The 24,337-nt window shown below is 62.6% G+C and carries 21 protein-coding genes; 15 read left to right on the top strand and 6 right to left on the bottom strand.

What is annotated here, in order from left to right:
* Positions 1–558: 558 nt before the first annotated feature.
* The 4 genes from BM222_RS18555 to BM222_RS18540 all read left to right on the top strand — a co-directional run bounded on the left by BM222_RS18555 (position 559) and on the right by BM222_RS18540 (position 4,145).
* Positions 559–1,452: a fatty acid desaturase family protein gene (locus tag BM222_RS18555; protein WP_177243309.1), complete on the top strand. Its 894-nt coding sequence runs from the start codon at positions 559–561 to the stop codon at positions 1,450–1,452.
* Between the two features lie 55 nt (positions 1,453–1,507).
* The gene (locus BM222_RS18550) at positions 1,508–2,254 is read left to right on the top strand and encodes a hypothetical protein (protein WP_143105994.1); all 747 of its coding nucleotides are present in this window, start codon (positions 1,508–1,510) and stop codon (positions 2,252–2,254) included.
* Between the two features lie 63 nt (positions 2,255–2,317).
* Positions 2,318–3,361: a lysine-2,3-aminomutase-like protein gene (locus BM222_RS18545; protein ID WP_092230054.1), complete on the top strand. Its 1,044-nt coding sequence runs from the start codon at positions 2,318–2,320 to the stop codon at positions 3,359–3,361.
* A gap of 37 nt (positions 3,362–3,398) precedes the next feature.
* Entirely contained in the window at positions 3,399–4,145 is a 747-nt protein-coding gene (locus BM222_RS18540; protein WP_092230052.1) for a GNAT family N-acetyltransferase, read from the top strand.
* Here BM222_RS18540 and BM222_RS18535 read toward each other — a convergent pair.
* The gene (locus BM222_RS18535; RefSeq protein ID WP_177243308.1) at positions 4,127–5,386 is read right to left on the bottom strand and encodes an MFS transporter; all 1,260 of its coding nucleotides are present in this window, start codon (positions 5,384–5,386) and stop codon (positions 4,127–4,129) included. The two genes, BM222_RS18540 and BM222_RS18535, sit on opposite strands and share 19 nt — an antisense overlap.
* Positions 5,387–5,645: 259 nt before the next feature.
* Here BM222_RS18535 and BM222_RS18530 point away from each other — a divergent pair, with 259 nt between their 5' ends.
* Positions 5,646–6,014 carry a hypothetical protein gene (locus tag BM222_RS18530; protein WP_092230047.1) on the top strand — a complete coding sequence of 123 codons (369 nt, stop codon included), beginning with the start codon at positions 5,646–5,648 and terminating at the stop codon, positions 6,012–6,014.
* Positions 6,015–6,028: 14 nt separating this feature from the next.
* Here BM222_RS18530 and BM222_RS18525 read toward each other — a convergent pair whose 3' ends face one another.
* The gene (locus BM222_RS18525; RefSeq protein ID WP_007596883.1) at positions 6,029–6,424 is read right to left on the bottom strand and encodes a response regulator; all 396 of its coding nucleotides are present in this window, start codon (positions 6,422–6,424) and stop codon (positions 6,029–6,031) included.
* A 227-nt stretch (positions 6,425–6,651) separates the two neighbouring features.
* Here BM222_RS18525 and BM222_RS18520 point away from each other — a divergent pair, with 227 nt between their 5' ends.
* From BM222_RS18520 to mutL, 8 genes are all read left to right on the top strand, one after another.
* Complete coding sequence (locus BM222_RS18520) at positions 6,652–7,623, top strand: bifunctional riboflavin kinase/FAD synthetase (RefSeq protein WP_092230044.1); 972 nt, start codon at positions 6,652–6,654, stop codon at positions 7,621–7,623.
* A 207-nt stretch (positions 7,624–7,830) separates the two neighbouring features.
* Entirely contained in the window at positions 7,831–10,839 is a 3,009-nt protein-coding gene (gene ileS, locus BM222_RS18515) for an isoleucine--tRNA ligase (RefSeq protein ID WP_092230042.1), read from the top strand.
* A 10-nt stretch (positions 10,840–10,849) separates the two neighbouring features.
* The gene (gene lspA, locus BM222_RS18510; RefSeq protein WP_092230040.1) at positions 10,850–11,344 is read left to right on the top strand and encodes a signal peptidase II; all 495 of its coding nucleotides are present in this window, start codon (positions 10,850–10,852) and stop codon (positions 11,342–11,344) included.
* A gap of 126 nt (positions 11,345–11,470) precedes the next feature.
* Positions 11,471–12,202, top strand: coding sequence for a hypothetical protein (locus BM222_RS18505; protein ID WP_092230201.1), 732 nt, complete (start codon positions 11,471–11,473; stop codon positions 12,200–12,202).
* A gap of 192 nt (positions 12,203–12,394) precedes the next feature.
* Positions 12,395–13,789 (top strand): M16 family metallopeptidase, encoded by a 1,395-nt coding sequence (locus BM222_RS18500; RefSeq protein ID WP_092230038.1) that lies wholly within the window; start codon positions 12,395–12,397, stop codon positions 13,787–13,789.
* Positions 13,786–15,159: a M16 family metallopeptidase gene (locus BM222_RS18495; protein ID WP_177243307.1), complete on the top strand. Its 1,374-nt coding sequence runs from the start codon at positions 13,786–13,788 to the stop codon at positions 15,157–15,159. The genes BM222_RS18500 and BM222_RS18495 overlap by 4 nt, the downstream gene beginning before the upstream one ends.
* A 115-nt stretch (positions 15,160–15,274) precedes the next feature.
* Positions 15,275–15,691 carry an alternative ribosome rescue aminoacyl-tRNA hydrolase ArfB gene (arfB, locus tag BM222_RS18490; RefSeq protein ID WP_092230199.1) on the top strand — a complete coding sequence of 139 codons (417 nt, stop codon included), beginning with the start codon at positions 15,275–15,277 and terminating at the stop codon, positions 15,689–15,691.
* 107 nt (positions 15,692–15,798) lie between these two features.
* Positions 15,799–17,613, top strand: a complete 1,815-nt coding sequence (mutL, locus tag BM222_RS18485; protein ID WP_092230036.1) for a DNA mismatch repair endonuclease MutL — start codon at positions 15,799–15,801, stop codon at positions 17,611–17,613.
* 82 nt (positions 17,614–17,695) lie between these two features.
* Here mutL and rsmD read toward each other — a convergent pair whose 3' ends face one another.
* On the bottom strand, positions 17,696–18,253 hold the full coding sequence (rsmD, locus tag BM222_RS18480) for a 16S rRNA (guanine(966)-N(2))-methyltransferase RsmD (protein ID WP_092230035.1): 558 nt from the start codon (positions 18,251–18,253) through the stop codon (positions 17,696–17,698).
* 1 nt (position 18,254) lies between these two features.
* Positions 18,255–20,204: a pseudouridine synthase gene (locus tag BM222_RS18475; RefSeq protein ID WP_177243306.1), complete on the bottom strand. Its 1,950-nt coding sequence runs from the start codon at positions 20,202–20,204 to the stop codon at positions 18,255–18,257.
* Positions 20,205–20,322: 118 nt separating this feature from the next.
* Here BM222_RS18475 and BM222_RS18470 point away from each other — a divergent pair, with 118 nt between their 5' ends.
* The gene (locus tag BM222_RS18470; RefSeq protein WP_092230031.1) at positions 20,323–20,781 is read left to right on the top strand and encodes a nucleoside deaminase; all 459 of its coding nucleotides are present in this window, start codon (positions 20,323–20,325) and stop codon (positions 20,779–20,781) included.
* On the opposite strand, the gene BM222_RS18465 is transcribed toward BM222_RS18470, so the two are convergent.
* A complete protein-coding gene (locus tag BM222_RS18465; protein ID WP_092230030.1) occupies positions 20,778–21,683 on the bottom strand; it encodes an alpha/beta fold hydrolase in 906 nt (301 codons plus the stop codon). The genes BM222_RS18470 and BM222_RS18465 overlap by 4 nt on opposite strands.
* A 175-nt stretch (positions 21,684–21,858) precedes the next feature.
* Positions 21,859–23,142: a phosphoribosylamine--glycine ligase gene (purD, locus tag BM222_RS18460; RefSeq protein ID WP_092230028.1), complete on the bottom strand. Its 1,284-nt coding sequence runs from the start codon at positions 23,140–23,142 to the stop codon at positions 21,859–21,861.
* A 487-nt stretch (positions 23,143–23,629) separates the two neighbouring features.
* Between purD and BM222_RS18455 the strand changes: the two genes are divergently transcribed.
* On the top strand, positions 23,630–24,208 hold the full coding sequence (locus BM222_RS18455) for a DUF3800 domain-containing protein (protein WP_092230027.1): 579 nt from the start codon (positions 23,630–23,632) through the stop codon (positions 24,206–24,208).
* Positions 24,209–24,337: the final 129 nt, after the last annotated feature.

Raw genomic sequence — 24,337 nt, 5'->3', positions numbered from 1 at the left:
GGACCAGCCGTGCCGACTGAGCCAACCATCGGCGCGAGCTCAACTTCAATTCGAAATCAGAATTCGATCTGCCCAAGCATTCAGCAAGAAATTTCCTTCTGCTTCAACGCTTCGCTCCGAGCAATTGTTGCCGAGATAGCCGACATCATCTTCTTTATATAAAGCACGATTTTGCTGGACTCTCTCCACACTCCATATGCTAAGCAACTTGGCGTTGTTGTCGCACGTGAATGCTACGATCCGGCCAACGCTGCCATATCGGGAGATTGAGAGAATCGTCGACGCAAACGGCAAAATATTCGCCACAAGCAGCCGATGTCGACGCAGCGATTCCAAAGGCGAGGTTGACTGAAGATCGGCTCGGGGTGAGCGAACCGGGCAACGCATGTCGAGCAGAAAGACCGGCTTCAGAGCGCCACGCGCCTCGCATGGAAGCAACCTTTCGTTGATCGCAGCTTGCGAAAATCAAGAACATCTTGCAGTTGTCTTGACTCAACAACGCGATCCTGAGATGTCCACATGGCGCTAACCTCGTATGTGGGAAGGAATGACGTCACCATGCAGCAAACTTTGGCCGCCGCAGCAGACTTGGGGCTCAGGCACAAACTTCGGTCGAGCGATATTGTGTTCTCGCTGAAGCTGGCAATTCTGACCATCGGGTCTGTTGTTGGCGGCTATCTCGCCAGCAGGCACAATACAGCTTTCATCGTCCTGGGCATCCTCCTTCTCGGCCTTTGGCAAGCTCATGCTGTCGAGCTTCAGCACCAAGTTCTGCATGGGTTGGGTTATCGAAACGCGCGCCTGAATCATATGGTCGGCGTCGTGCTCGGGTTGCCGATGCTGGTTTCGTATTCGGGATATAGGGCTAGTCACCTCCGCCACCACCGGCTGTTGGGCACTCCGGAGAACAAGGAATTTTTCGACTATGGGGATCAGTACGGCGGAAAGCCGCTGACGATATATCAAGTCGCCCTGCGGCTTCTAATGTTGCAGCACTATGTCAACTTCGCCAGCAGCTTGCTGACGGCCCTACGCAACAAGCCATTCGAAGGTGAGAGCAGAACGACCTCCGATCGGATGCGAAATGAGTACCTTCTGATGCTCGCTGCGATCTGTGCGCTCATACTTGTTGGTGTTTTTCTCCACGAATGGCGCCCGTTTCTAATTTGGGCGGCCTCATTCGTACTGGTTGCGACCCCAGTTCATGCGCTCATCGAGATGCCCGAGCACTACCTCTGCGACATGACCACAACCGATGTTTTCGCCAATACGCGCTCAATCAAGTCGAACCTGTTTCTGACGTGGTTCACCAATGGCAACAACTACCATGTGGAGCATCACCTCGCTCCCGGACTCCCGATGGAAGCGTTACCGGATCTATTCGAGCAAAATGAGGGAAAGCATCTTTACGTCGAAACGACCTATCGCGAGTTCTTCCACGCGTGTGGATGAAAAACCGCTAGACGGCATCCGGAAACACTTGTCGACACTCGACGGGGTGAGATCTATGGAACTGACGATGACGAAGAGCAAATTATCCAGTTATGCACCACTGCAACCACCGTGCGGGACGGCACGCGTCCTGACCAAGGCTGACTTCATGGCGATCATGGGTCTCCGCGAAGTGGTCTTTGCCGCCCTGCCAAACCGCCAGTTTCTTTACCCGGAGGACGACGACGAGGGCTTTGTTCGAGCCCACCTTGGTTTACACGGAATGAGCGTCGGTGTTTTCGAACACGAGCAACTGATCGGCTTTACGAATTTGACGCTTCCGGATGGGGACAGCCTCGGCGAGCCATGGCTCGGAATTCCCAGCCGACGGATTCGGCGCCACCACGCCCTGCTGATGAACGGCATTGTGCGACCGGGATTTGAGGGAAATGGGCTCCACAAGTACCTCATAGCCGAACGCCTGCGCATTGCCGAGGCCGACGACCGACCTCTAGCCAGAGTTCTGGCATCTCCCTACAACTATCGCAGCTGGGGCAACTTCATCTGGCATGGCTTTGTCGTGAAGGGATTTATCCGCCCCTATGAACCAAAATTCGGGACTCTGCTTCGCTACGTCATGGATATGGACGCGCGCCAAAAGCTCGTCGGCAGAAAAGAAACATCTACTCTTGTCGACAGCAATGACATCGAGAAGCAAGAAGCCTGTTTCGAGCAGGGAATGCTTGGCTTCAATCGCGTCATGGACGGCCCAACCGCGTTCATTGAACTGATGCATCCGACCGAGTCGCCGATCGAGTATTGAGGCGCGATTCGGAGTCGGCGCAGATTCTGCTGCGCCGACTCACCACCGTGGTAGAGCTTTGGTATGACATCGAACATCAGAACCCTTCATGATCTCTCTGCCGCCAAGCTAGTCCCCCCGGATCAAGTCGGGTCGCTCGTTGACGTTGTCGATCGTTATCCGGTCGCCCTGACGGAGGCCATGGCCAGCCTGGTCGATCGCGATCGGCCTGAAGATCCGATCGCGCGCCAGTTCGTACCGACCACGCATGAACTTGACGCGCGCTCGCACGAGGAGCCCGATCCAATCGGCGACGACGCGCATAGCCCCGTCCGTGGCGTCGTGCACCGTCACCCAGACCGAATTCTATTGAAGGCAACCGCAGTTTGTCCGGTCTACTGCCGGTTTTGCTTTCGGAAGGAGATGATCGGGCCGCAGGCAAAACGCGAGATGACTGCGGCCGACCTCAAGCGTGCTGCCGAATATGTCGCAGGCCAGCCTGCTATTCGTGAAGTCATCGTGACGGGCGGAGATCCGTTCGTTCTTTCTTCCGAACGAATCAGCTCGATTACCCAGACCTTTTCGGCCATTCCTCATGTTCGCATCTTGCGATGGCACACCCGGGTGCCGCTCGTCGCACCTTCGAATGTGACCGATGCATTTGTTGATTCGCTCGCATCGGACAGGTGCGCGATCTTCATCGCGATTCACGCAAATCATGCTCGCGAGTTTACCGCTGAAGGCCGCGCAGCCATCCGACGCTTGCAAAAAACGGGGGCCAGCCTTCTTGGCCAAACGGTCTTGCTTCAAAGTGTAAACGACAATGTTCGCTCGCTGAGTGAACTCATGATGACCTTCGTCGAAGCTGGCGTGAAACCCTATTACCTGCATCATCCAGATCTCGCGAAGGGAACAGGTCACTTTCGAGTGCCCCTTCAAAAAGGGATCGCCTTGATGGAGGAGCTGCGCCGTTCGGTGACCGGCCTGGCACTACCTACCTATGTCCTGGATCTTCCGGGAGGCATCTTCAAGGTGCCGCTGCCTGCAGCGTGCTCGTTCGGAGAAGATGGCATTATCGAACTCAAAGATCCCTTTGGAAAGATTCACCTGTACCGAGACGCGATATGAATCCTATTTCTGAGAGAACGCGCTGAGGTCCTTCGTCATGCAATACGACAAGTTCAACATCCAGGAGCTGGAGGAGCGCGGCTTCAATGCATGGCCTGCTCGTCATACGACCCATGTAAACGGCTGGCTGATCAGAGTTGGAGGCGGCCTGACAAAACGAACGAATTCCGCAAATTGTCTCGCCCCGTTCGGGTCTTTTGCCAACGTGAAGAGCGCAGCCGAGTTGATTTTTAAGCGGCAAGCCCTTCCTACGATATTTCGGATTACGCCTCTCGTTCCGCAGGGCATCGATCGTTTGCTCGAGCAGGATGGATACACGATCGAAGACGCCTGTGTCGTGTTGGCGGCTACGCAGGACGCTTTCCGCACGGGTTCCAGCAGCAACATCAAGCTGCGAGCAACGCCCGGAGAGGAATGGCGGGACGGTGTTGCCAGCGCGAGCGCGATACCTGCGCACCTGCGGGCCGTCCATGACAAACTCGTGGACTCAATCCAACTGCCTGCCGTATTTGCGACAGCGTATGTGGAGGACGCAGCGGCCGGATATGCAATGGCGGTATTCGACCGCGACATGATCGGCATATTCGACGCGGTCGTCAACCAATCACACCGCGGAAAGGGAATCTGGCAAGCGCTGATGGCCAAGTTGCTCCAGTGGGGTAAACAACAGGGAGCGACGGCCGCTTACTTTCAAGCCACCGAGACCAACGAGATCATTCGCAAGCTCGGGCTCAAGCTCGGCTTTCGTGAAATCTACCATTATCACTATCGCTGTCGGCTTTGAGCTTCAGCTTTCATTCCGTTGGCGGCATAGATGGCGACGCCATAGCTGGCAGCACCAATTAGGGCCAGCACAAACAATATCCAAACAATGGGCTCGTAGCCTCCGAATTTGTCCCACCCGATCGCCACGGCAATCGGTGCCGCGGCCGCTCCCATGCGCGCGACAAGGGTGATCGTTCCATTGATGGAGCCGTAGCCTTCGGACCCTATCAGGTCGGGGATCGCGGTTCCCCGGAGGATGGTAATGAGCCCATTGGCCGTTCCGTACAGAACAAGCACAAGAGCGGGCGCTATAGCGATCTGCGGTATGACGAGCAGGAGCAACAGCGAGACCGGCAGGGCCGATACCGTAACGATCCCGATTGTTTCCATCGAGAAGTATCGACCGGTTGCTAGCAGAGCAATACGGCTGCCCACCTGCGCGGGTCCAATCAATGAGTAGGCAAAGGTGATCGTTAGCTCGGAGAAGCCCCGCTCCTGCAGGAGCGGCATGATGTGAAACACGACCACGGAAGCGATTGTGGAATGAATCGAAAACGTCACCAGCAGAGCCCAGAACGACGGATGAAGCAACGCGCGTTTTAAGGCGGCTGTACTCGTCGCCGCACCATGGGATTGCGTCTTTCCCTCCAGATCTTTTGATTGCTCGCGAAGGCCGAGTGCGTGAACCGGCAAACAGACGGCGAGCAGGAAAATTGCAAGCATCAGCAGGGTTGCCCGCCATCCTTGCCAAGCAACGAACCAAGCTGAAATTGGGACGAATACGGTCGGAGCCAGTCCTCCGACCAAGGTCATTCGGCTGATCTGATCTCTATAGCTCATAGGAAAGCGCCGCGTCAGCACGGTGAACCCGGCTTCGTAAAGAGACCCTGACATTGCGATGCCGAGTCCGATGCACACGACGTAGAGCATGGAGAGGCGCTCCATACTCGACCATAGAAGGAGGCACCCCGCTCCAACCAACGTACCTCCGGTCATGATGATGCGCCCGCCCAATCGGTCGAGGAGCATTCCGACCGGAAAGGCCGCCAAGCCCGTGATGAGGAGTCCAGTCGACCAAGCGCCGTTAACGGTCGCCTTGTCCCAGCCCAGGTCGCGCTCGATTGGCACGGACACGACCGCGAAGGTATAGTAGAGAGCTCCCCAGGAAATAAGTTGAGCTAGAGAGAGTAAGCCGACAAAGGAAAGTTCGGAACCAGCTCCCGACTGGATAGCCTGCAATCGGCGAAGCGCGGTCGACACGAGCATCTCCTCATCGTCCGAGATTGAATCCACGAAAACAGCGAGCACTTGCTGCTGCGCATGACTGATCCATTTGTCGAGGGGTGGCGCTGAAACGCCAGGATCACCAGGACCGACCTGCCTCACGGGGGAGGCAACGCCTTCGAATTTTTTTGATCTTGGTCCCGAATTGAACGAGAACCTGGGGTACCCGCCAAGCCAATTGCGATGATTCCACTATCACAAGTTGCGGACGGGTTGTCGAGCTGATTTTGGTTTGATGCACCGTGTCCCCAATCTGGTCCGCGGCCTGGTGCCGTCCGCGCCTGACCAGATCTGGGTCGCCGACATAACCTATGTCCACCTCGCCAAGACCTTCGCCTGTCTCGCCGTCACGATGCCTTCCCGCGCAAGGCTGTCGACCGGCTTGTCGCCAGCGACTAGCCGATCGCGACATCATAGGAGCAGGCCCGGCAATCCCTTTGACAACGCCAAGGCCGAAAGCTTCATGATCGCAGAGGTCTACAACCAAGCCCGCCTGCAGTCGGCGCCGCTCGGATATCAGTCGCCCGAAGTGGTAACGGCCGGGCCGTCATCGCCCCAACGCAGAAAAGCCCGGGACGAGCCCGGGCTCTTCAAATTCAGCTGAGGACGTCAACGCGCTTACGCGCTCGCCATGTCCGGGAAGACCGCCTCGATCTTGGTCTTCAGCGTCGCCGCGTTGAACGGCTTGACGATGTAGTTGTTCACGCCGGCCTTCTTGGCCGCGATCACGTTCTCGGTCTTCGATTCCGCCGTGATCATGATGAAGGGCGTGGTGGCGAGGTTGGGATCTGCCCGCACTTCGCGCAGCAGGTCGTAACCCGTCATCGGCTCCATGTTCCAATCGGAGATCACGAGCCCGTACTTCTTGCCCCGCATCTTGTTCAGCGCCGCCGAACCGTCGCTGGCATCGTCGATATTCTCGAAGCCAAGCTGCTTCAGGAGATTCCTGATGATACGGATCATGGTGCTGTAGTCGTCGACCACCAGAACAGACATCGACAAATCAACCGCCATCTCGACTCCCCCAACGCATACCCAGGAATATTCAAAATCGGACCTGACAGGCCGGGCCCTCAGTTCCACCTCCCAAGCACTAGCACCAAGGCGTTAAACAGCGCGTTAACTGCGGCGACCCGCGACGGATCGAAATCATGTTCCAGGCGACGGCCCCTGCGGCTTGACTTCATCGGCCGGCTCAAGCCACGGTCCCGGCCGGTCCCGCCGGCTCGAGAATTCCCCTGATGGCCCCGCAATTTACCGTTATCCGCGATACCACACCGGAATCTGCGATCCCCAAGGGGGCTGTGGTGGCCATGGGCAATTTCGACGGGGTCCATCTCGGCCACCGGGCCGTGATTGCAGCCGCCATGGAAATGGGCCGGGCGCATGGCCGCCCTGCGCTGGCACTGACCTTCGAGCCGCATCCACGCCGGTTTTTCAGCCCCAACACCCCGCAATTTCGCCTGACCGACGAGCGGGCCAAGCTGCGGCTGCTGGCCGGGGCCGGACTGGCCGGCGCCGTGGTCATGACCTTCGACAAGGCCCGCGCCGGGACCAGCGCGCAAGATTTCATTCACCATGACCTGATCGAACGTCTCGGCGTCAGCGGGATTGCGGTCGGATACGACTTCCATTTCGGCAAGGGACGGGTCGGTTCACCGAGCCTTTTGGTCAACGAGGCGCCCCGGCTCGGCATCGAGGTCGACGTGCAGCCGCACGTCGACATCGACGAGCGCCCGGTCTCCTCCAGCGCCATCCGGATTGCGCTCGCCGAGGGGCAGGTCGACGAGGCCACCACCATGCTGGGCGCGCCCTGGTTCATCACCGGCGAGGTCATCCACGGCGAGAAACGCGGGCGCGACCTCGGCTACCCCACCGCCAACATCCGGCTCGATGCCAATTGTGGCCTGAAGCACGGCATCTACGCCGTGCGGGTCGGCCGCGGGCCTGAGCGCCTGAACGGGGTGGCGAGCTTCGGTCGCCGCCCGACCTTCGATAACGGCGCGCCGCTGCTGGAAATCTTCCTGTTCGACTTCAGGGGTGACCTGTACGGGCAGGCGCTGGACTGCGCCTTTATCGGCTTCATCCGCGAGGAGCTGAAGTTCGACGGTATCGACACCCTGATCCGCCAGATGGACGACGATTCCGCCCGGGCCCGCGCCCTGCTGGCGGCCGCCCCGGACGCGTTTCCGCGGCTCGGGACCGTCGATTAAGGAAGGCCCGAAGCGCGCCCGCCGGACCTTTGCGCTTCCACCGCTCGGCTGCTATGGAGAGCCCATGTTTGCGCGGCGCATCATAGGGATTAGCAGCCCGGCTTCCGCCTGAGCCTCAAGGCTCGGCGCAAGACCGGGATTTTGTCGTTTCACCCCGCGATTCCGCATCGCCATCCGTTTCCGCGCCATTCCGAGCCAGTCAGCCTCATGTCCGAAAAGTCGCAAAAGTCCCCAAAGTCCGAAGCCAAAGACTATTCGAAGACCCTGTTCCTGCCGCAGACCGAATTCCCGATGCGTGCCGGCCTGCCCCAGCGCGAACCGGAGATCCTCGAGCGCTGGTACGAGATCGGCCTCTACGAGAAGCTGCGGGACGGCGCGAAAGGCCGGGCCAAGTTCGTGCTGCACGACGGGCCGCCCTACGCCAACGGCAACATCCATATCGGCACGGCGCTGAACAAGATCCTCAAGGATCTCGTTACCAAGAGCCAGCAGATGCTCGGCTTCGATTCCAACTATGTGCCCGGCTGGGACTGCCACGGCCTGCCCATCGAATGGAAGGTCGAGGAGGAAAACTATCGCAAGAAGGGCAAGCAGAAGCCCGACTTCCGCGACAGCGCCGCGATGATCGATTTCCGGAAGGAGTGCCGCGCCTACGCCACGCACTGGCTCAACGTGCAGCGCGAGGAGTTCAAACGGCTCGGCGTGATCGGCGACTGGGCTCATCCCTACGCCACCATGAATTATCCGGCGGAAGCGCAGATCGCCCGCGAACTGATGAAGTTCGCCGCCAACGGCACGCTCTATCGCGGCTCCAAGCCGGTGATGTGGAGCGTCGTCGAAAAGACTGCGCTCGCCGAGGCCGAAGTCGAGTACGAGGACTACACGTCCGACATGGTCTGGGTGAAATTCCCGGTTATCTCGCCCGCCCATGGCGCGCTCGCTACCGCAAGCGTCGTGATCTGGACCACGACACCCTGGACCCTGCCCGGCAACCGCGCCATCTCGTTCTCGCCGAAGATCGGCTACGGCCTCTACAAGGTGACCGACGCGCCCGCGGACAATTGGGCCAGGACCGGCGATCTCCTGATCCTGGCTGACGCGCTCGCTGAGGAGGTGTTCAAGCAGGCGCGCGTGGCCGCTTTCGAGAAGGTTCGCGACATCCCAGGCGACACCATGGATGCAATCGAATGCGCGCATCCGCTCAAGGGGCTCGCCGGTGGCTACGAGTTCATCGTGCCGCTGCTGTCCGGCGACCATGTCACCGACGACACCGGCACCGGCTTCGTGCACACCGCGCCCAGTCACGGCCGTGAGGACTTCGACGTCTGGATGGCGAATACGCGGGAGCTCGACGCCCGCGGCATCAACAGCGCGATCCCCTATACCGTCGACGAGAACGGCGCCTATACCGACCAGGCACCCGGCTTCACGGGCAAGCGCGTCATCACCGACAAGGGCGAGAAGGGCGACGCCAACGAGGCCGTGATCAAGGCGCTCGTCGAGAACGGCAAGCTGCTCGCGCGCGGCCGGCTCAAGCACCAATATCCGCACTCATGGCGTTCGAAGAAGCCGGTGATCTTCCGCAACACGCCACAATGGTTCATCGCGATGGACAAGGATATTGCCGCAAACGGCACGACCAAGTCCGGCGACACGCTGCGCGCCCGCGCACTGCACGCGATCTCGGTGACGCAGTGGGTGCCACCGTCAGGAGAGAACCGCATCAACGGCATGATCGAGGCCCGGCCCGACTGGGTGATCTCACGCCAGCGCGCCTGGGGCGTGCCGATCGCCGTGTTCGTCCGCGAAAAGGGCGACGGCTCGGCCGAGATCCTGCAGGATGAGGCCGTCAACACCCGCATCGGCGACGCCTTCGCGAAGGAAGGCGCGGACGCCTGGTATGCGACAGGTGCGCGGGAACGCTTCCTTGGATCGCGTGCTGGCGAGGATTGGCAGAAGGTCGACGACATTCTCGACGTCTGGTTCGATTCCGGCTCGACCCACGCCTTCGTGCTCGAAGACCCCGTGCAATTCCCCGGCCTGGCCGGCATCAAACGCAAGGTCGACGGCGGCACCGATACCGTGATGTATCTCGAAGGCTCGGACCAGCATCGCGGCTGGTTCCACTCTTCGCTGCTGGAGAGCTGCGGCACGCGCGGCCGCGCGCCCTACGACATCGTGCTGACCCACGGCTTCACCCAGGCCGAGGACGGCCGCAAGATGTCGAAGTCGCTCGGCAACACCATTGAACCGCAGGCCGTCATCAAGGAATCCGGCGCCGACATCCTGCGGCTTTGGGTTGCGTCCTGCGACTACACCGACGACCAGCGCATCGGCCCCGAAATCCTGAAAAACACCGTCGAGACCTACCGCAAGCTGCGCAACACCGTGCGCTGGATGCTCGGCACGCTTCATCACTATAAGCCGACCGAGGCCGTCGCGCCTGCCGCGATGCCCGAGCTTGAGCGGCTGATGCTGCACGAACTCGCGGTTCGCGCCGAGCTGGTCGGCAAGGCCTACGAGACGTTCGACTTCAAGAGCGTGGTCGCGACGCTGTCCGCTTTCATGAACACCGAACTCTCGGCGTTCTACTTCGATATCCGCAAGGACACCCTCTATTGCGATCCGCCGTCCTCGGCGACACGCAAAGCGGCGCTGACCACGATCGACCTGCTGTGCAATTCAATCCTGAAATGGCTGGCGCCGGTTCTGAGCTTCACTGCGGAAGAAGCCTGGCGGATGTACAGGCCGGATGCGGAACCGTCGGTGCATTTGACGCTGTTCCCGGAAGGTCTCGAAAAGCTACGCGACGAGAAGCTCGCCGCGAAATGGGAAACCATCCGCAATGTCCGCCGCGTCGTCACCGGCGCGCTGGAGCTTGAACGCGCCGCCAAGAACATCGGCTCCTCGCTCGAGGCCGCGCCGGTGATCTATGTCGCCGACCGCGACATGCTGGCGACGCTGTTCGACACAGATCTCGCCGAGATCTGCATCACCTCGAATTACGAGGTGCGCGAGGGCGAGGCGCCGGCCAGTGCGTTCCGTCTCGACGCGGTACCGGGGGTTGCGATCGTGGTGGAGAAGGCCGTCGGCACCAAATGCGCCCGCTCCTGGAAGATATCGCCTGCCGTCGGCGAGGACGCTGAATATCCCGACGTCACCCCGCGCGACGCCAAGGCGCTGCGCGAATGGAAGGCGTTGGGCTCGAGCATCTGATCGACCGGCCATGACCCCGCTCCGCGCCGGCATCATCGCGGCCGTGCTGACCCTCGTGGCCGATCAGGCCTCGAAGCTCTGGCTGCTGAACGGCTTCGACCTCGCCCGCAAGGGCGTGGTGAAGGTGACGCCCTTCTTCGACCTCGTGCTGGCCTGGAATATCGGGATCAGCTTCGGCTGGCTGCAGAACGACAGCCATTCGGCGCAGATCGCACTGATGGCGGTGAAGGTCGTCGCGGTGATCGCACTGGCGATCTGGATGGCGCGGTCGCAGACCCGGCTCGCGACGGTCGCGCTGGGCCTGATCATCGGTGGCGCCATCGGCAACGGCATCGACCGCCTGGCCTACGGCGCGGTGGTCGACTTCGCCCTGTTCCACATCGAAATCGCCGGAAATACCTATGATTGGTACGTCTTCAACCTCGCGGACGTGGCTATCGTTGCTGGTGTGGCGGCCCTATTGTATGATTCCTTCTTGGGGGTACCCGCCGCAAAAGCGCCCTGATCCCGGTCGATACGGAACGGAGGCGGAACCTCGCTTGGCGAGGGGTGGTCGCGCGAGACGCGACAAGGCTTGCTCTCCAAGATTTGCACAGTTCAAGACTGCCACAATATGGAACAGGTTACAGGAATGCGCAGCTCCGAGACCAGCGGTTCGATGGGTCGAGACTCCCGGCGGGGACTTTGGCTGGCGCTGAAATTGTCAGCCGTCGCACTTGGCATTGGTCTCGTCATGTCCGCGGGCCCGGTCCGCGCCGGCGACGATGACGATGACGACGACATGACCTTCGAAGAGAAGCTCATCGACAATTTGATGTCCGGCCTCGGCGCCAAGGGCATGGAGAAGAAGGGCATCGAGTACCGCGAACGATCACCGCTGGTGGTGCCGCCCAAGCTCGACCTGCCGCCGCCCAGCTCTGAAGCCAAGAACGCGCCGAACTGGCCGAAGGATCCCGACGAGAAGCGTCGTCAGGAGGCTATCGCCCTGCGGAAGAAGGCGGGCACCAGGTCACCTCAGCAGCAGTATTTGAAGGATATCCAGCCGCTGTCGCCCGCTGAGTTGAACGCCCACAAGACCGCCGCCGCCGAAAAGTCCAGCGCCGATCCGCTCCAGCCGGGGACCAACGGCACCAACCCGACGCTCAGCCCGGCCCAGCTCGGTTATACCGGCGGTCTGTGGGGTATGTTCAAGGGCAACAAACCGGAGTCGAAGCCATTCACGAGCGAGCCGCCGCGCGAATCGCTGGTCGAGCCGCCGCCCGGATATCAGACGCCTTCGCCGAACTACGTCTATGGCTCCGGAGAGGACACGACGCGGAAGACCTATTACGACATCCAGTCGGGTAAGGAAAAGGTGCAGTAAGCTCCTTGTCTGTCGCACGAAGGCGCGCGCACGCCGCAACATCCGGTGTCGGCCGGATGCGGCAGATGACTTATTTTTAAGTACAACTCGACCGCGTTCTCTGCTTCGTGACCCGAAGCTCAAAGCCGCGCGGCGTAGCATGCCGTGCTTTCACGCCCGGACTTGAGGGTTCGGGCTTTCATAGGGATCGTGATGTCCTCACACCGATCGATTGCCTGCCTCTTCGCCGCGCTGCTCTCGACATCTGCCCTCGAGGTCGGCAGCGCATTCGCCCAGACGACGGTCACGTCCGCCCCGCCCGCCAGCTTCACGCTCAGCAACGGCCTCCAGGTCGTGGTGATCCCGGACCACCGCACGCCCGTTGTCACGGAGATGATCTGGTACAAGGTCGGATCGGCCGACGAGACGCCGGGCAAATCCGGTCTCGCCCACTTCCTCGAACATCTCATGTTCAAGGGTACCGAGAAACATCCGGTCGGCGAATTCTCCAAGACCGTGCTCCGCGTCGGCGGCAACGAAAATGCCTCGACGTCGGTCGATTACACCGACTACTACCAGCGCGTGCCGAAAGAGCAGCTCCCGACCATGATGGAGTTTGAGGCCGATCGCATGACTGGCCTGATCCTCAAGGACGAGAACGTGCTGCCCGAACGCGATGTCGTGCTCGAAGAGTACAACATGCGCGTCGCAAACAGTCCCGACGCGCGCCTCAACGAACAGATCATGGCCGCGCTCTATCTCAATCATCCCTACGGCCGGCCGGTGATCGGCTGGCATCAGGAGATCGAAAAGCTCAATCGCGAGGACGCGCTCGCCTTCTACCGCCGCTTCTACGCACCGAACAACGCGATCCTGGTGATCGCCGGCGATGTCGAGGCTGCCGACGTACGGCCGCTGGTCGAGCGCAATTTCGGCCCGATCCCGTCGCAGCCCGCGATCCCTGCACGTCGCATCCGCCCGCAGGAGCCGGAACCGGTCGCACCGCGCACCGTCACGCTGTCCGACCCGCGCGTCGAGCAGCCGAGCCTGCGCCGCTATTATCTGGTGCCCTCGGCGACCACCGCCGCGGCCGGAGAAAGTGCCGCGCTCGACGTGCTGGCGCAGTTGATGGGGAGCGGCAGCAACTCCTATCTCTACCGCGCGCTCGTCGTCGACAAGCCGCTCGCTGTCTCCGCCAGCGCGAGCTATTCCAGCATCTCGCTCGACCCGACGCAGTTCGCGATCTCGGCTTCGCCGAAGTCGGGTGTCAGCTTTGCCGAGGTCGAGCAAGTGATCGACGGCGTCATCGCGGACGTTGCGCAGAATCCGATCCGTGCCGAGGATCTCGAGCGCGTCAAGACCCAGCTGATCGCGGAAGCGATCTACGCCCAGGACAACCAGGCCGTGCTGGCGCGCTGGTATGGCGGCGCACTCACCACGGGCCTGTCGATCGAGGACATCAGAAGCTGGCCCGACCGCATCCGCGCCGTCACCGCCGAGCAGGTCCGCGAAGCTGCGCAAAAATGGCTGCAGAAGAAGCGCTCGGTGACCGGCTATCTGATCAAGGACACCAGCACCGCTGCCAAGCGGGAGGAGAAGCGTTCGTGACCCATTCTTTTCTTCGCGCACGCCATTTCGTGTTGTCGTTCGTCACCGGTGCGGCACTCGCTATGACCGCGATCTCGCCGTCGCAGGCCGCTGCGAAGATCCAGCATCTGGTCTCGCCCGGCGGCATCGAGGCGTGGTTCGTCCAGGACGCGACCGTGCCGCTGATCGCCATGGAATATTCCTTTGCGGGTGGCTCCGCACAGGATCCCAAGGAGAAGCCCGGCGTCGCCAATCTTGTCGGCGACCTTCTCGACGAGGGCTCCGGCGACCTCGATTCCAAGACGTTCCATGAGCGGCTCGACCGCCGTGCCATCGAGCTCTCCTTCAGCGCCACCCGCGACACCTTCCGCGGCAGCTTGCGCATGCTGCGCGACAACAAGGACGAAGCCTTCGACCTGTTGCGATCCTCACTGACCTCGCCGCATTTCGACCCTGTTGACGTCGAGCGCATCCGCTCACAGGTCATCTCGGGCCTGCGCCGCGACACCACCAACCCGACCTCGCTTGCGAGCAAAAAATTCCTGGAGATGGCGTTCGGCGATCACCCCTATGGACGGCAGACCAACGGCACGCTCGAGAGCGTGCCGACGATCACGGTCGCCGACATGAAGGATTATGTCGGGCGCGTCCTCGCCAAGGACACGCTGAAGTTCGCGGTGGTGGGTGACGTCGATCCGGCCACGCTGGGCAAGCTGCTCGATCACACGTTTGGGGCCTTGCCTGCCAAGGCCAATCTCGTGCCGGTCCCCGACGTCGAGGCCGCAAAGCCCCCGCAGCGCGCCTTCGTGCCGCTCGACGTGCCGCAGACCGTCATCACCTTCGGTGGACCCGGCGTGATGCGCGATGATCCGAATTTCATGGCGGCCTATGTCGTCAACCACATCCTCGGTGGCGGCGGCCTGTCCTCGCGGCTCTATCGCGAGGTCCGCGAGAAGCGCGGGCTTGCTTACTCCGTGTTCGAATCGCTGCTCTGGATGGAGCATTCGGCAGTCTTCATCGGCAACACCGGTACCCGCGCGGACCGTGCCGGCGACACCATCGACGCGATCGAGAAGGAAGTGCGTCGCATCGCCGACGAGGGCCCGACCCAGCAAGAGCTCGACGAGGCCAAGTCCTATCTCAAGGGCTCGCAGATGCTTGCGCTGGACACCTCCTCCAAGCTCGCGCAGGCGCTGCTGCAATATCAACAGGACAAGCTGCCGATCGACTACATCGAGAAGCGCAACGCCATCGTCGACGCGGTGACGCTCGATGACGCCAAAGCCGCCGCCAAGCGGCTCTGGAGCCAGGGCCTCCTGACCGTCGTCGTCGGCCGCGCGCCCCAGGCTGCGGCGCAGCCGGCCGCGGCACCGGCCACCAAGTCGAACTGACGTCACCTCACGTTTCCTGAAATGGCCGGGTTCGCCCGGCCATTTGCGCTTCCAGAGTACCATTGCCGAACATGGACGTTCCGCGATATGTCCTGAGATCATCAATGGTGCCATCATGCTGCGGATATCCCGCGATCTCGTCATCGACGAGGACGACATCGAGATCGGCTTTGTCCGCGCCTCCGGCCCGGGCGGGCAGAACGTCAACAAGGTCTCCACCTCTGCCCAGTTGCGCTTCGACACGCGCAAGCTGATCATCCCTGAAGATGCAGCGATCCGGCTCGCCCGTGTCGCCGGCCAGCGCATGACCAAGGACGGCGTCATTGTGATCCACGCCCAGCGCTTCCGCACCCAGGAGCGCAATCGGCAGGACGCCGTCGACCGGCTCGTTGAGATCCTGACCGAGGCGATGATCCGGCCGACACCGCGTCGCGCGACGCGACCGACTTACGCGTCCAAACAGCGCCGGCTCGACGGCAAGAAGCGTCGCAGCGACGTCAAGGCCGGACGCGGCGGTCGCCTGAACGATTGAGGGGCCTGTTCCGGATCAACCGGGATGTGGGCATCCGGGACTTGCCCCATGCAATTGCGCGCAAGCGGGACTAAATTGAGCGCCCGAACGCTCCCTCGAGTCGCTCCATGCCCGTCCGTCAGCTTCCAGAGCAGGTCGTCAACCGCATCGCCGCCGGCGAGGTGGTCGAACGTCCGGCCAGCGTGGTCAAGGAACTCGTCGAGAACGCCATCGATGCCGGGGCTAGCCGGATCGACGTGTTCACCGATGGCGGTGGACGGCGGCGGATTGGCATCACCGACGATGGCAGCGGGATGACGCAGAGGGACCTGGCGCTCGCTGTCGAGCGACATGCCACCTCCAAGCTCGACGATGAGGACCTGCTGCAGATCCGTACCCTCGGCTTCCGCGGCGAGGCGTTGCCCTCGATCGGCTCCGTGGCGCGCCTCTCGATCACCACGCGGCATGCGAACGAGCCGCATGCCTGGGCGCTTGCCGTCGAGGGCGGTGAGAAGTCCGAGATCATGCCGGCCGCGCTCGCGCATGGCACCCGCGTGGAGGTCAACGATCTCTTCTATGCCACGCCGGCGCGGCTGAAATTCCTGAAAACCGACCGCACCGAGGCGGAGGCGATCCGCGAGGTGGTACGGCGGCTCGCGATGGCGCGGCCCGATGTCGCCTTCACGCTGGCTGGCGAAGAGCGCGCACCAGTGACCTGGGCCGCGGCGCTGCCCGGCGCGGCCGGGCGCCTGACGCGACTCGGCGACATCCTCGGCGCGGAGTTCCGCAGCCACGCCTTCGAAGTCCATGCCGAGCGCGAGGGAGTCGTCGTCGCGGGATACGCCGCGGCACCTGCGCTCACCAAAGCCAACGCGCTCGGGCAATATCTCTTCGTCAACGGCCGTCCCGTCCGCGACAAGCTGATCCTGGGGGCGGTGCGCGGCGCCTATGCCGATTATCTGCCGCGCGACCGGCATCCGGTGCTGGCGCTGTTCGTCACGCTCGATCCGCGCGAGGTCGATGCCAATGTGCATCCGGCCAAGACCGAGGTCCGCTTCCGCAACGCCGGCCTTGTGCGCGCGCTGATCGTACACGGGCTGAAGGAAGGCCTCGCGCGCGAGGGACGCCGCACCGCCGCCAACAGCGGCGAGAGTGCATTGTCGTCGTTCCGGCCCGCCTTTACGCCGCAACGACCGGCAAGCTGGGACTGGCGGGCTTCGCCATCCGCGCCGGTTGCGCCGATGCCGTCATTCGAAGGCTCCGCCGCGCCCGCCTTCGCCGAACGCCCGCAGGCTGCCTTCGACGTTGGCGCACCAAGCGCGGACGTGCGGTTCGAAGCGCGGCCGGTGACCGATCTCGTTGATCGTCCGCTTGGCGCGGCGCGTACGCAGCTCCACGAGACCTATATCGTGTCGCAGACCCGCGACGGCCTGATCATCGTCGACCAGCACGCCGCGCATGAGCGCATCGTCTACGAGCGGCTGAAGGCGTCGATGGCGGAAAACGGCGTGCAGCGACAGATCCTCTTGATCCCCGAGATCGTCGAGATGGACGAGGCCACGGTGGAGCGCCTGCTTGAGCGGAGCGACGAGCTCGTTTCATTCGGCCTTGCGATCGAATCCTTCGGCCCCGGCGCGGTCGCGGTGCGCGAGACGCCGTCGCTGCTCGGCAAGACCAACGCCGGCGGGCTGCTGCGCGATCTCTCCGAACACATGGCCGAATGGGATGAGGCTCTGCCGCTGGAGCGCCGCCTGATGCACGTCGCCGCGACCATGGCCTGCCACGGCTCGGTGCGCGCCGGCCGCCGCTTGCGGCCCGAGGAGATGAACGCCCTGCTCCGCGAGATGGAGGAAACACCGAACTCCGGCCAGTGCAATCACGGCCGGCCGACTTATGTCGAGCTGAAGCTCGCCGATGTGGAAAAGCTGTTCGGGCGGCGATGACGGTGCCGTAGGGTGGATTAGCCGAAGGCGTAATCCACCTCTTCTGCCTCCGAGGACGGAGACAGTGGCGGATTACGCTGCGCTAATCCGCCCTACGCAAAAACACAAATTCCGTGTCGTCATACGCCCGTCGCTCCAGCTCCTCGTACCCCTCCGGCGTGACGAACTGCGCTGCCTTCGCCTCTTCCACGACGAGCAGCGCATCTGGCGTCAACCAGCCGCCGTCACGCAAGGACGCCAACGCTTTCTCCGCAAAACCCTTGCCATAGGGTGGATCGAGAAACACCAGCGAGAACGGCTCGACGGGATGCGCGGGACCGAGATCGGTCGCGTCGCGGCGATAAACCTTGGTGACGCCGCCCAGCCCGAGCGACTCGACATTGTTACGCAGCAGCGCGCGCGCCTCAGCCCCGTTGTCCACGAACAGCGTGAACTTCGCGCCGCGTGAGGACGCTTCGATGCCGAGCGCGCCGGTGCCGGCGAAGAGATCGAGCACGCGTGCGTCCGGAATCGGGTTGTCATAGGCGTGCACGAGGATGTTGAACACGGACTCGCGCAGGCGATCCGCCGTGGGACGGATGTCGCGCGACGACGGTGAGGCGAGATTGCGCCCCTTTAAACGGCCGCCGACCACGCGCATGCTATTCGTCCCGCGGCGTCAGATCGCGCTTGCCGTGATAGCCGCGCTTGGGACGACGCGGCGGGCCGTAGCCATTGGCCTCTTCCTCGTTGCGCTCACGCGCTTCGTCGCTGCCGGTGCGCTGCACCAGCACACGGCGTCCCTTGCGGTCGGCGATCACGGCGCGCTTGGAGGTCTTCTCGCCCTCGCCTGACGACTTCTTCGGCACGTCGAATTGCGCGCCCGACTTCTCGATCACCTTGTCGCCGAGTTGCTCACGCAGCACGCGCGCGCGGATCTCCTCGACCTGGCCCTCGGGCACTTCGCCGAGCTGGAACGGACCGTAGGAGACGCGGATCAGCCGGTTCACCTCGAGCCCGAGATGGGCGCAGACGTTGCGCACCTCGCGGTTCTTGCCTTCGCGGATCGCGAACACCAGCCAGACATTGGCGCCCTGGTCACGCTCCAGCGTCGCTTCGATCGGACCGTATTTCACGCCCTCGACCTCGATGCCGTCCTTGAGCTGATCGAGCTGCGCCTGGGTAACGTCGCCATGGGCGCGGACGCGGTAGCGGCGCAACCAGCCGGTATCAGGCAGCTCGAGCGTGCGAGCGAGGCCACCGTCATTGGTGAGCAGCAAGAGGCCTTCAGTGTTGAAGTCGAGCCGGCCGACGCTGATCAGGCGCGGCAGGCCTTCGGGCAGATTGTCGAACACGGTCGGACGACCCTCGGGGTCGTCATGCGTGGTCATCAGCCCGCGCGGCTTGTGATAGAGGAACAGCCGCGTGCGCTCGCGCTCCGGCAACGGCTTGCCATCGACCAGGACGACGTCGTTCTTGGTGATGTCCAGCGCCGGCGAATTGATCACGCGGCCGTTGACGGTGACGCGTCCCTGCGTGACCATCTCCTCGGCATCCCTGCGCGAGGCGAGGCCTGCGCGCGCCAACGCCTTGGCGATGCGCTCCCCGGCCTTCTTCGGCTTCGGCGGCTCTTCGCGGCGCGGCCTTCCCTCGAAATCACGCTCGCGCGCGCGATAGGCGCCACGGCCGCCGAAGGCGGGACGCTTCTCGAAAATCCTGCTGTCGTCCTCGTTGTCGCGACGCGGACGATCGCCAAAGCGGCCTTCGCTACGCGGATGCTCCTGCCAGTCCATGCGGCCCTCGGGCCGCTCGCGCGGACGATCGAACTTCGGACGGTCATCGCGCGAACGGTCAAACTTTGGACGATCGCGGAACGGACGATCGCCGGAGGCGCGATCATCGCGTGAGCGCGAGAAGCGCGGACGGTCATCACCACGGCCGCCGTCGCGACGGTCGTCGCGCTGCCGCCAGGGCTTTTCCTCGCTGCGATCGCGGCCGCGGAAATCCTTGTCGAACGACTTGCGCGGACGGTCGCCATGCGGACGATCATCGCGCTTCTGCCAGGGCCTCGAATCGCTGCGCTCGCCACGGTCGCGCGAAAATTTCCGCTCGCCGTCGAATTTGCGCTCGCCACGATCGCCGCGCGGCGCATAGGGCCGCTTGTCGCCGAACTTCTTGTCGCCGAAGCGACCCGCGGGACGGGCATCGTCGCGGTCCCGGCTGCGCGACGGGCGGTCGTCGCGGCCATGGGACGGACGGTCACCGCGCGGCTTGAAGGAACGCTTCTCGCCATCGCGCGCTCCGCGGTCGGAGAAGGGACGATCGCCGCGCGGCTTGAAGCTGCGCTCGCCGTCACGGTCGTCGCGCCTGAAGCGGGGACGGTCGGAAAAATCGCGGCGCGGCGCATCGCCCTCCTCGCGGCGGCGGAAGGGACGGCTGTCGCGGTCGCCGCGGGGCGGGCGGCTGTCACGATCACCCCGTCCCCCGCTCTTGACCTCGAACCCGCGCTTGGCGAATTTCTTGTCGGGACCGCGCGGCTTGCCGCTGCGGCCGCCTTTGGGGGGGCCTCGCCGGCCGCGGGAATCGTTGTCTTTGTCGCTGTCGCGAGGCATGAATAATCTCACTCAGGGGGTGGCCAGACGCATTATGCGCGCTCGTTCCGAGCCGCATGCTCAGGCAAAAATCGTAAGCACTTCTGCTGAAGGCGCAGCTACTAGCAGGTTTCTTCGGATGATACGAGGCTTGAAAGCCCCCTCTTTCATGGATTTGGCGCTCAAAACGGCCGAAAATGCCGGAAAGGCGGGCGAAGTTCCGATCGGCTGCGTGGTGGTCCGCAATTACGAGGTGATCGCCACCGCCGCCAACCGGACCCTGACCGACTACGACCCCACGGGACACGCCGAGATCATTGCGCTGCGCGAGGCGGCAAAGAAGATCGGCAGCGAACGCCTGGTCGACTGCGACCTCTACGTGACCTTGGAGCCGTGCACCATGTGTGCGGGCGCGATCTCCTTTGCAAGGGTCCGCCGGCTCTATTACGGCGCGGCCGACCCCAAGGGCGGCGCGGTCGAATCGGGCGTGCGGTTCTTTGCATCCCCGACCTGCCACCACGCGCCGGACGTCTATTCCGGCGTCGGCGAGAGCGAGGCGGCGCGGCTGCTCAAGGAGTTCTTTCGCGAGCGGCGTTAACCGCCTGCGAAAAACGAAAGCAGCGCCCTCGCGGTGACGTCAGGGTTCTCCTCGGTGAGGAAATGGCCGGAATCGACAGGCTGGCCCTCGACGTTGGTCGCCCATTGCTTCCAGACATCGAGCGGGGTCGCGGCGGCCTGGGCGATGCCGGCGCCGCCCCACAGCGCCAGCATCGGCACGGTGATCTTCTTGCCCGCCTCGAAATCGGCCTTGTCGAGGTCGTAGTCGATATAGGCCCCGGCGCGGTAGTCCTCGCACATCGCGTGGATGCGGGCGGGATCGCGGAACGGGGCGAGATAGTGTTCGAGCGCGCGCGGGTCGATCGCGTCCAGCGTCTTCGACTTGGTCTGGCTCGCCATCTTGAAGCGCAGGAAGAATTCGCCCTGGCCCGAGATCAACGTCTCCGGCAGCGGTGCGGGCTGCGCCAGAAACGTCCAGTGATAGATCTTCAGCGCATAGGCGCGGTTCATGCGCTGCCAGTAATTATAGGTCGGCAGGATATCGAGCACCGCGAGCTTCGACAGCCGGCCGGGATGATCGAGCGCGAGCCGGTACGACACGCGGCCGCCGCGGTCATGGCCGGCGAGCGCGAAGTGGACATGGCCGAGCCGCTCCATCATCTCGACCATGACCTTGGCCATCGCGCGCTTGCTGTAGGGCATGTGCAGCGCATCGCTCTCGGGCATGTCGGACCAGCCATAGCCAGGCAGGTCGGCGATGATCAGCGTGAACGCGTCGGCGAGATCAGGCGCGACGCGGTGCCACATCACATGCGTCTCGGAGAAGCCGTGCAGCAACAGCAGTGGCGGCCCCTTGCCGCCAACGCGGGCGAAGATGCGGCCGAACGAGGTGTTGATCCATTCGGAGGCGAAGCCGGGATAGAGGTCGGCGAGATCGGACATCAGTTCCACCCACTCAAAAGTCGAAAACAACCCCATGCACAGTAGCGGTATCATCGGCGGGGTGGCTAACCCTATCCGCTGATTGCGCATTTCTGGGATGTCGAGATGGCGCCGTGATGGCGCCCGCGCACCGGGGCTCCGGAGCGGCGCGCTGTCCGCGCCGGCGGGGACGGCGCTAGCCCCTCGCCTTCTCGGCTTCCACCGCCTGCCAGCCGATGTCGCGGCGGCAAAAGCCTTGCGGCCAGCGTATCAGGTCGACGGCCTGATAGGCGCGCGCCTGCGCTTCGGCCACGGTCGCCCCCAGCGCGCAGACGTTGAGCACGCGGCCGCCATTGGCGAGGATGGCGCCGTCCTTCGCGACCGTGCCGGCGTGGAAGATCTCGACGGTGTCGACCTTGGCCGCATCGTCGAGCCCCTCGATCTCAGTGCCCTTCTGGTAGTCGCCGGGATAGCCCTTCGCCGCCATCACCACCGTGAGTGCAGACTCCGGGTACCAGCGCAGGTCAAAATTCTTCAGCTGCCCGTCGCAGGCGGCGAGGAACGCCGGCACGATGTCAGACATCATGCGCAGCATCAGCACCTGGCATTCGGGGTCGCCGAAGCGGACGTTGAACTCGAACAGTTTCGGGCCCTGCGTCGTCAGCATGATCCCCGCATATAGGATACCGCGGAACGGCGTGCCGCGCTGCTTCATGCCTGCGACCGTCGGCAGGATGATCTTGGCCATGATCGCGTCGTGGACCTGAGGCGTCACCAAAGGCGTCGGCGAATAGGCGCCCATGCCGCCGGTGTTCGGGCCGACATCGTGGTCGAACACGCGCTTGTGGTCCTGCGCGGAAGCGAGCGGAATGGCGGTCTCGCCGTCGCACAGCGCAAAGAAGCTGATCTCGCGGCCCGGCAGGAACTCCTCGATCACGACCTCAGCGCCGGCCTCGCCAAACGCGCCCTCGAACATCATGGCGATGGCGTCCTCGGCCTCGCGCACTGACTTCGCGACGACGACACCCTTGCCGGCGGCAAGGCCATCGGCCTTCACCACGATCGGCGCGCCCTGGCTCTGCACGTAGGCCCTCGCATCCTTGGCGTTGGTGAAGCGCTTGTAGGCGCCCGTGGGAATGCCGAATTCGGTGCAGAGCGCCTTGGTAAAGCCCTTGGAGCTTTCGAGTTGCGCCGGGATCTTGTTCGGCCCGAACGCCTTGATGCCTGCGGCGGTGAGATCATCGACGATGCCGGCCGCCAGCGGCGTCTCCGGGCCGACCACGACCAGTTCGACCGCGTTCTTTTTGCAGAAGTCGATCACGGCGCCATGGTCGGCGACATCGAGCGCCACGCACTCCGCCTCGCGCGCGATGCCGGCATTGCCGGGCGCGCACCAGAGTTTGGTCACCAGGGGGCTGCCTGCGATCTTCCACGCCAGAGCATGTTCGCGGCCGCCGGAACCAAGCAGGAGAATGTGCATCGAAGGCTCAAAAAATGAGGGGTTTTGCTGGGGCCGGAGGTCGCACGAATCGGGGTGAGGCTCAAGGGGAATGGGGGCGGGCTGCGAACTCAACAGCGGCGCGCTTTGGGGCTTCGACTGCCTCAAGCTATCTCGCCGCTGCTCCTATCCGCTTAATGTTCGCGCTGAGGAAGTCCTCACTACGCGAAAGTCTTTATAGATTTGATGGATAGCACCAAGACTTATCCATTTGATACGTATTGCATTTTTTAGAGCTGACTCGTTTCAGGAGCACAGCGATTCCATTTTTGCGTGTCGAACGAGAGGTGACTTCAAAAGACACCCTTCGAACGGAGCCGCAAACGCGCAAGTCAGCGGCAAGCTTGGCACGTCGCTCTCCGGTGGTTGTCATCCTCCGATCGTTCGTGATCTCCGGTGCAACCTATGACAATCTTAGTAGGCGCTGGTGGCGCTTGGGATTGGCTTTGAACCAGGAAGGGGACCGCCGATGAAATTTGCCTACGTTGATGAATCGGGAGAGCGGGATCACAGCTCGGTGTTCGTGATGGCTGGTGTCCTTGTAGATGCCTACCGCCTTAGAAAATATACGGGCGAATTTGACGAGAGGCTTTCAGTAATTCTTGCGCAGCATCCCGGTCTTCGAACTGAACTCAAGACTCAGCGAATGATCAACGGAGAGGGCGGGTGGAGTAAAGTCGGTCCCGATGAGCGAAAACAATTCCTCGAAAACATTTGTGCGCTCGCAGACGAATGCGCTCGAATTTTCGCCGTCGCGTTTTCATTTCAGAACTTTGACGCTGCGCTCAATGGCTCCCATGGACAGCCATTTGGCAAGAGCCACTGGAACGGCGCCGCGCTATATATTTCTTGCCTGATCCAGCAAAAGATGCAGAAAGTGCACAAAAATAAGGGGCTCACTGTATTGATATTCGACGACAACAAGAAGGAAATGCCAAGTCTCTCCGATTCCCTGCACGATGCGTCGCCTTGGTTTGATCCATTTTACCAAACCAGCAGAACCGTCCGCGGGAGCACAGCGTGGGAAAACCTTACGCCGAGCCCGTAGGATGGGTTGAGCCCTTGCGAAACCCATCACACGTGTTTCTCGAAGCATCCGTAGAGCTAGCCAACCAGACGGCATCCGCGATTCATCGTCACTTGCAGTTGGAAGATAGCTGCGAAGACGGAGAGCGGG

This window comes from Bradyrhizobium sp. Gha (genome assembly GCF_900113735.1).
GTDB lineage: Bacteria > Pseudomonadota > Alphaproteobacteria > Rhizobiales > Xanthobacteraceae > Bradyrhizobium.
This window is presented reverse-complemented; position numbering and strand designations above follow the sequence as displayed.

Excerpts from the sequence above, each read along its gene's own strand:
- purD (WP_092230028.1), bottom strand. The coding sequence starts at position 23,142 with ATGCACATTCTCCTGCTTGGTTCCGGCGGCCGCGAACATGCTCTGGCG.
- BM222_RS18525 (WP_007596883.1), bottom strand. The coding sequence starts at position 6,424 with ATGGCGGTTGATTTGTCGATGTCTGTTCTGGTGGTCGACGACTACAGC.
- BM222_RS18520 (WP_092230044.1), top strand. The coding sequence starts at position 6,652 with ATGGCCCCGCAATTTACCGTTATCCGCGATACCACACCGGAATCTGCG.
- BM222_RS18550 (WP_143105994.1), top strand. The coding sequence starts at position 1,508 with ATGGAACTGACGATGACGAAGAGCAAATTATCCAGTTATGCACCACTG.
- BM222_RS18475 (WP_177243306.1), bottom strand. The coding sequence starts at position 20,204 with ATGCCTCGCGACAGCGACAAAGACAACGATTCCCGCGGCCGGCGAGGC.
- lspA (WP_092230040.1), top strand. The coding sequence starts at position 10,850 with ATGACCCCGCTCCGCGCCGGCATCATCGCGGCCGTGCTGACCCTCGTG.
- BM222_RS18465 (WP_092230030.1), bottom strand. The coding sequence starts at position 21,683 with ATGTCCGATCTCGCCGACCTCTATCCCGGCTTCGCCTCCGAATGGATC.
- arfB (WP_092230199.1), top strand. The coding sequence starts at position 15,275 with ATGCTGCGGATATCCCGCGATCTCGTCATCGACGAGGACGACATCGAG.
- mutL (WP_092230036.1), top strand. The coding sequence starts at position 15,799 with ATGCCCGTCCGTCAGCTTCCAGAGCAGGTCGTCAACCGCATCGCCGCC.
- BM222_RS18500 (WP_092230038.1), top strand. The coding sequence starts at position 12,395 with ATGTCCTCACACCGATCGATTGCCTGCCTCTTCGCCGCGCTGCTCTCG.
- BM222_RS18505 (WP_092230201.1), top strand. The coding sequence starts at position 11,471 with ATGCGCAGCTCCGAGACCAGCGGTTCGATGGGTCGAGACTCCCGGCGG.
- BM222_RS18470 (WP_092230031.1), top strand. The coding sequence starts at position 20,323 with ATGATACGAGGCTTGAAAGCCCCCTCTTTCATGGATTTGGCGCTCAAA.
- BM222_RS18530 (WP_092230047.1), top strand. The coding sequence starts at position 5,646 with ATGCACCGTGTCCCCAATCTGGTCCGCGGCCTGGTGCCGTCCGCGCCT.
- BM222_RS18455 (WP_092230027.1), top strand. The coding sequence starts at position 23,630 with ATGAAATTTGCCTACGTTGATGAATCGGGAGAGCGGGATCACAGCTCG.
- rsmD (WP_092230035.1), bottom strand. The coding sequence starts at position 18,253 with ATGCGCGTGGTCGGCGGCCGTTTAAAGGGGCGCAATCTCGCCTCACCG.
- ileS (WP_092230042.1), top strand. The coding sequence starts at position 7,831 with ATGTCCGAAAAGTCGCAAAAGTCCCCAAAGTCCGAAGCCAAAGACTAT.
- BM222_RS18545 (WP_092230054.1), top strand. The coding sequence starts at position 2,318 with ATGACATCGAACATCAGAACCCTTCATGATCTCTCTGCCGCCAAGCTA.
- BM222_RS18555 (WP_177243309.1), top strand. The coding sequence starts at position 559 with ATGCAGCAAACTTTGGCCGCCGCAGCAGACTTGGGGCTCAGGCACAAA.
- BM222_RS18540 (WP_092230052.1), top strand. The coding sequence starts at position 3,399 with ATGCAATACGACAAGTTCAACATCCAGGAGCTGGAGGAGCGCGGCTTC.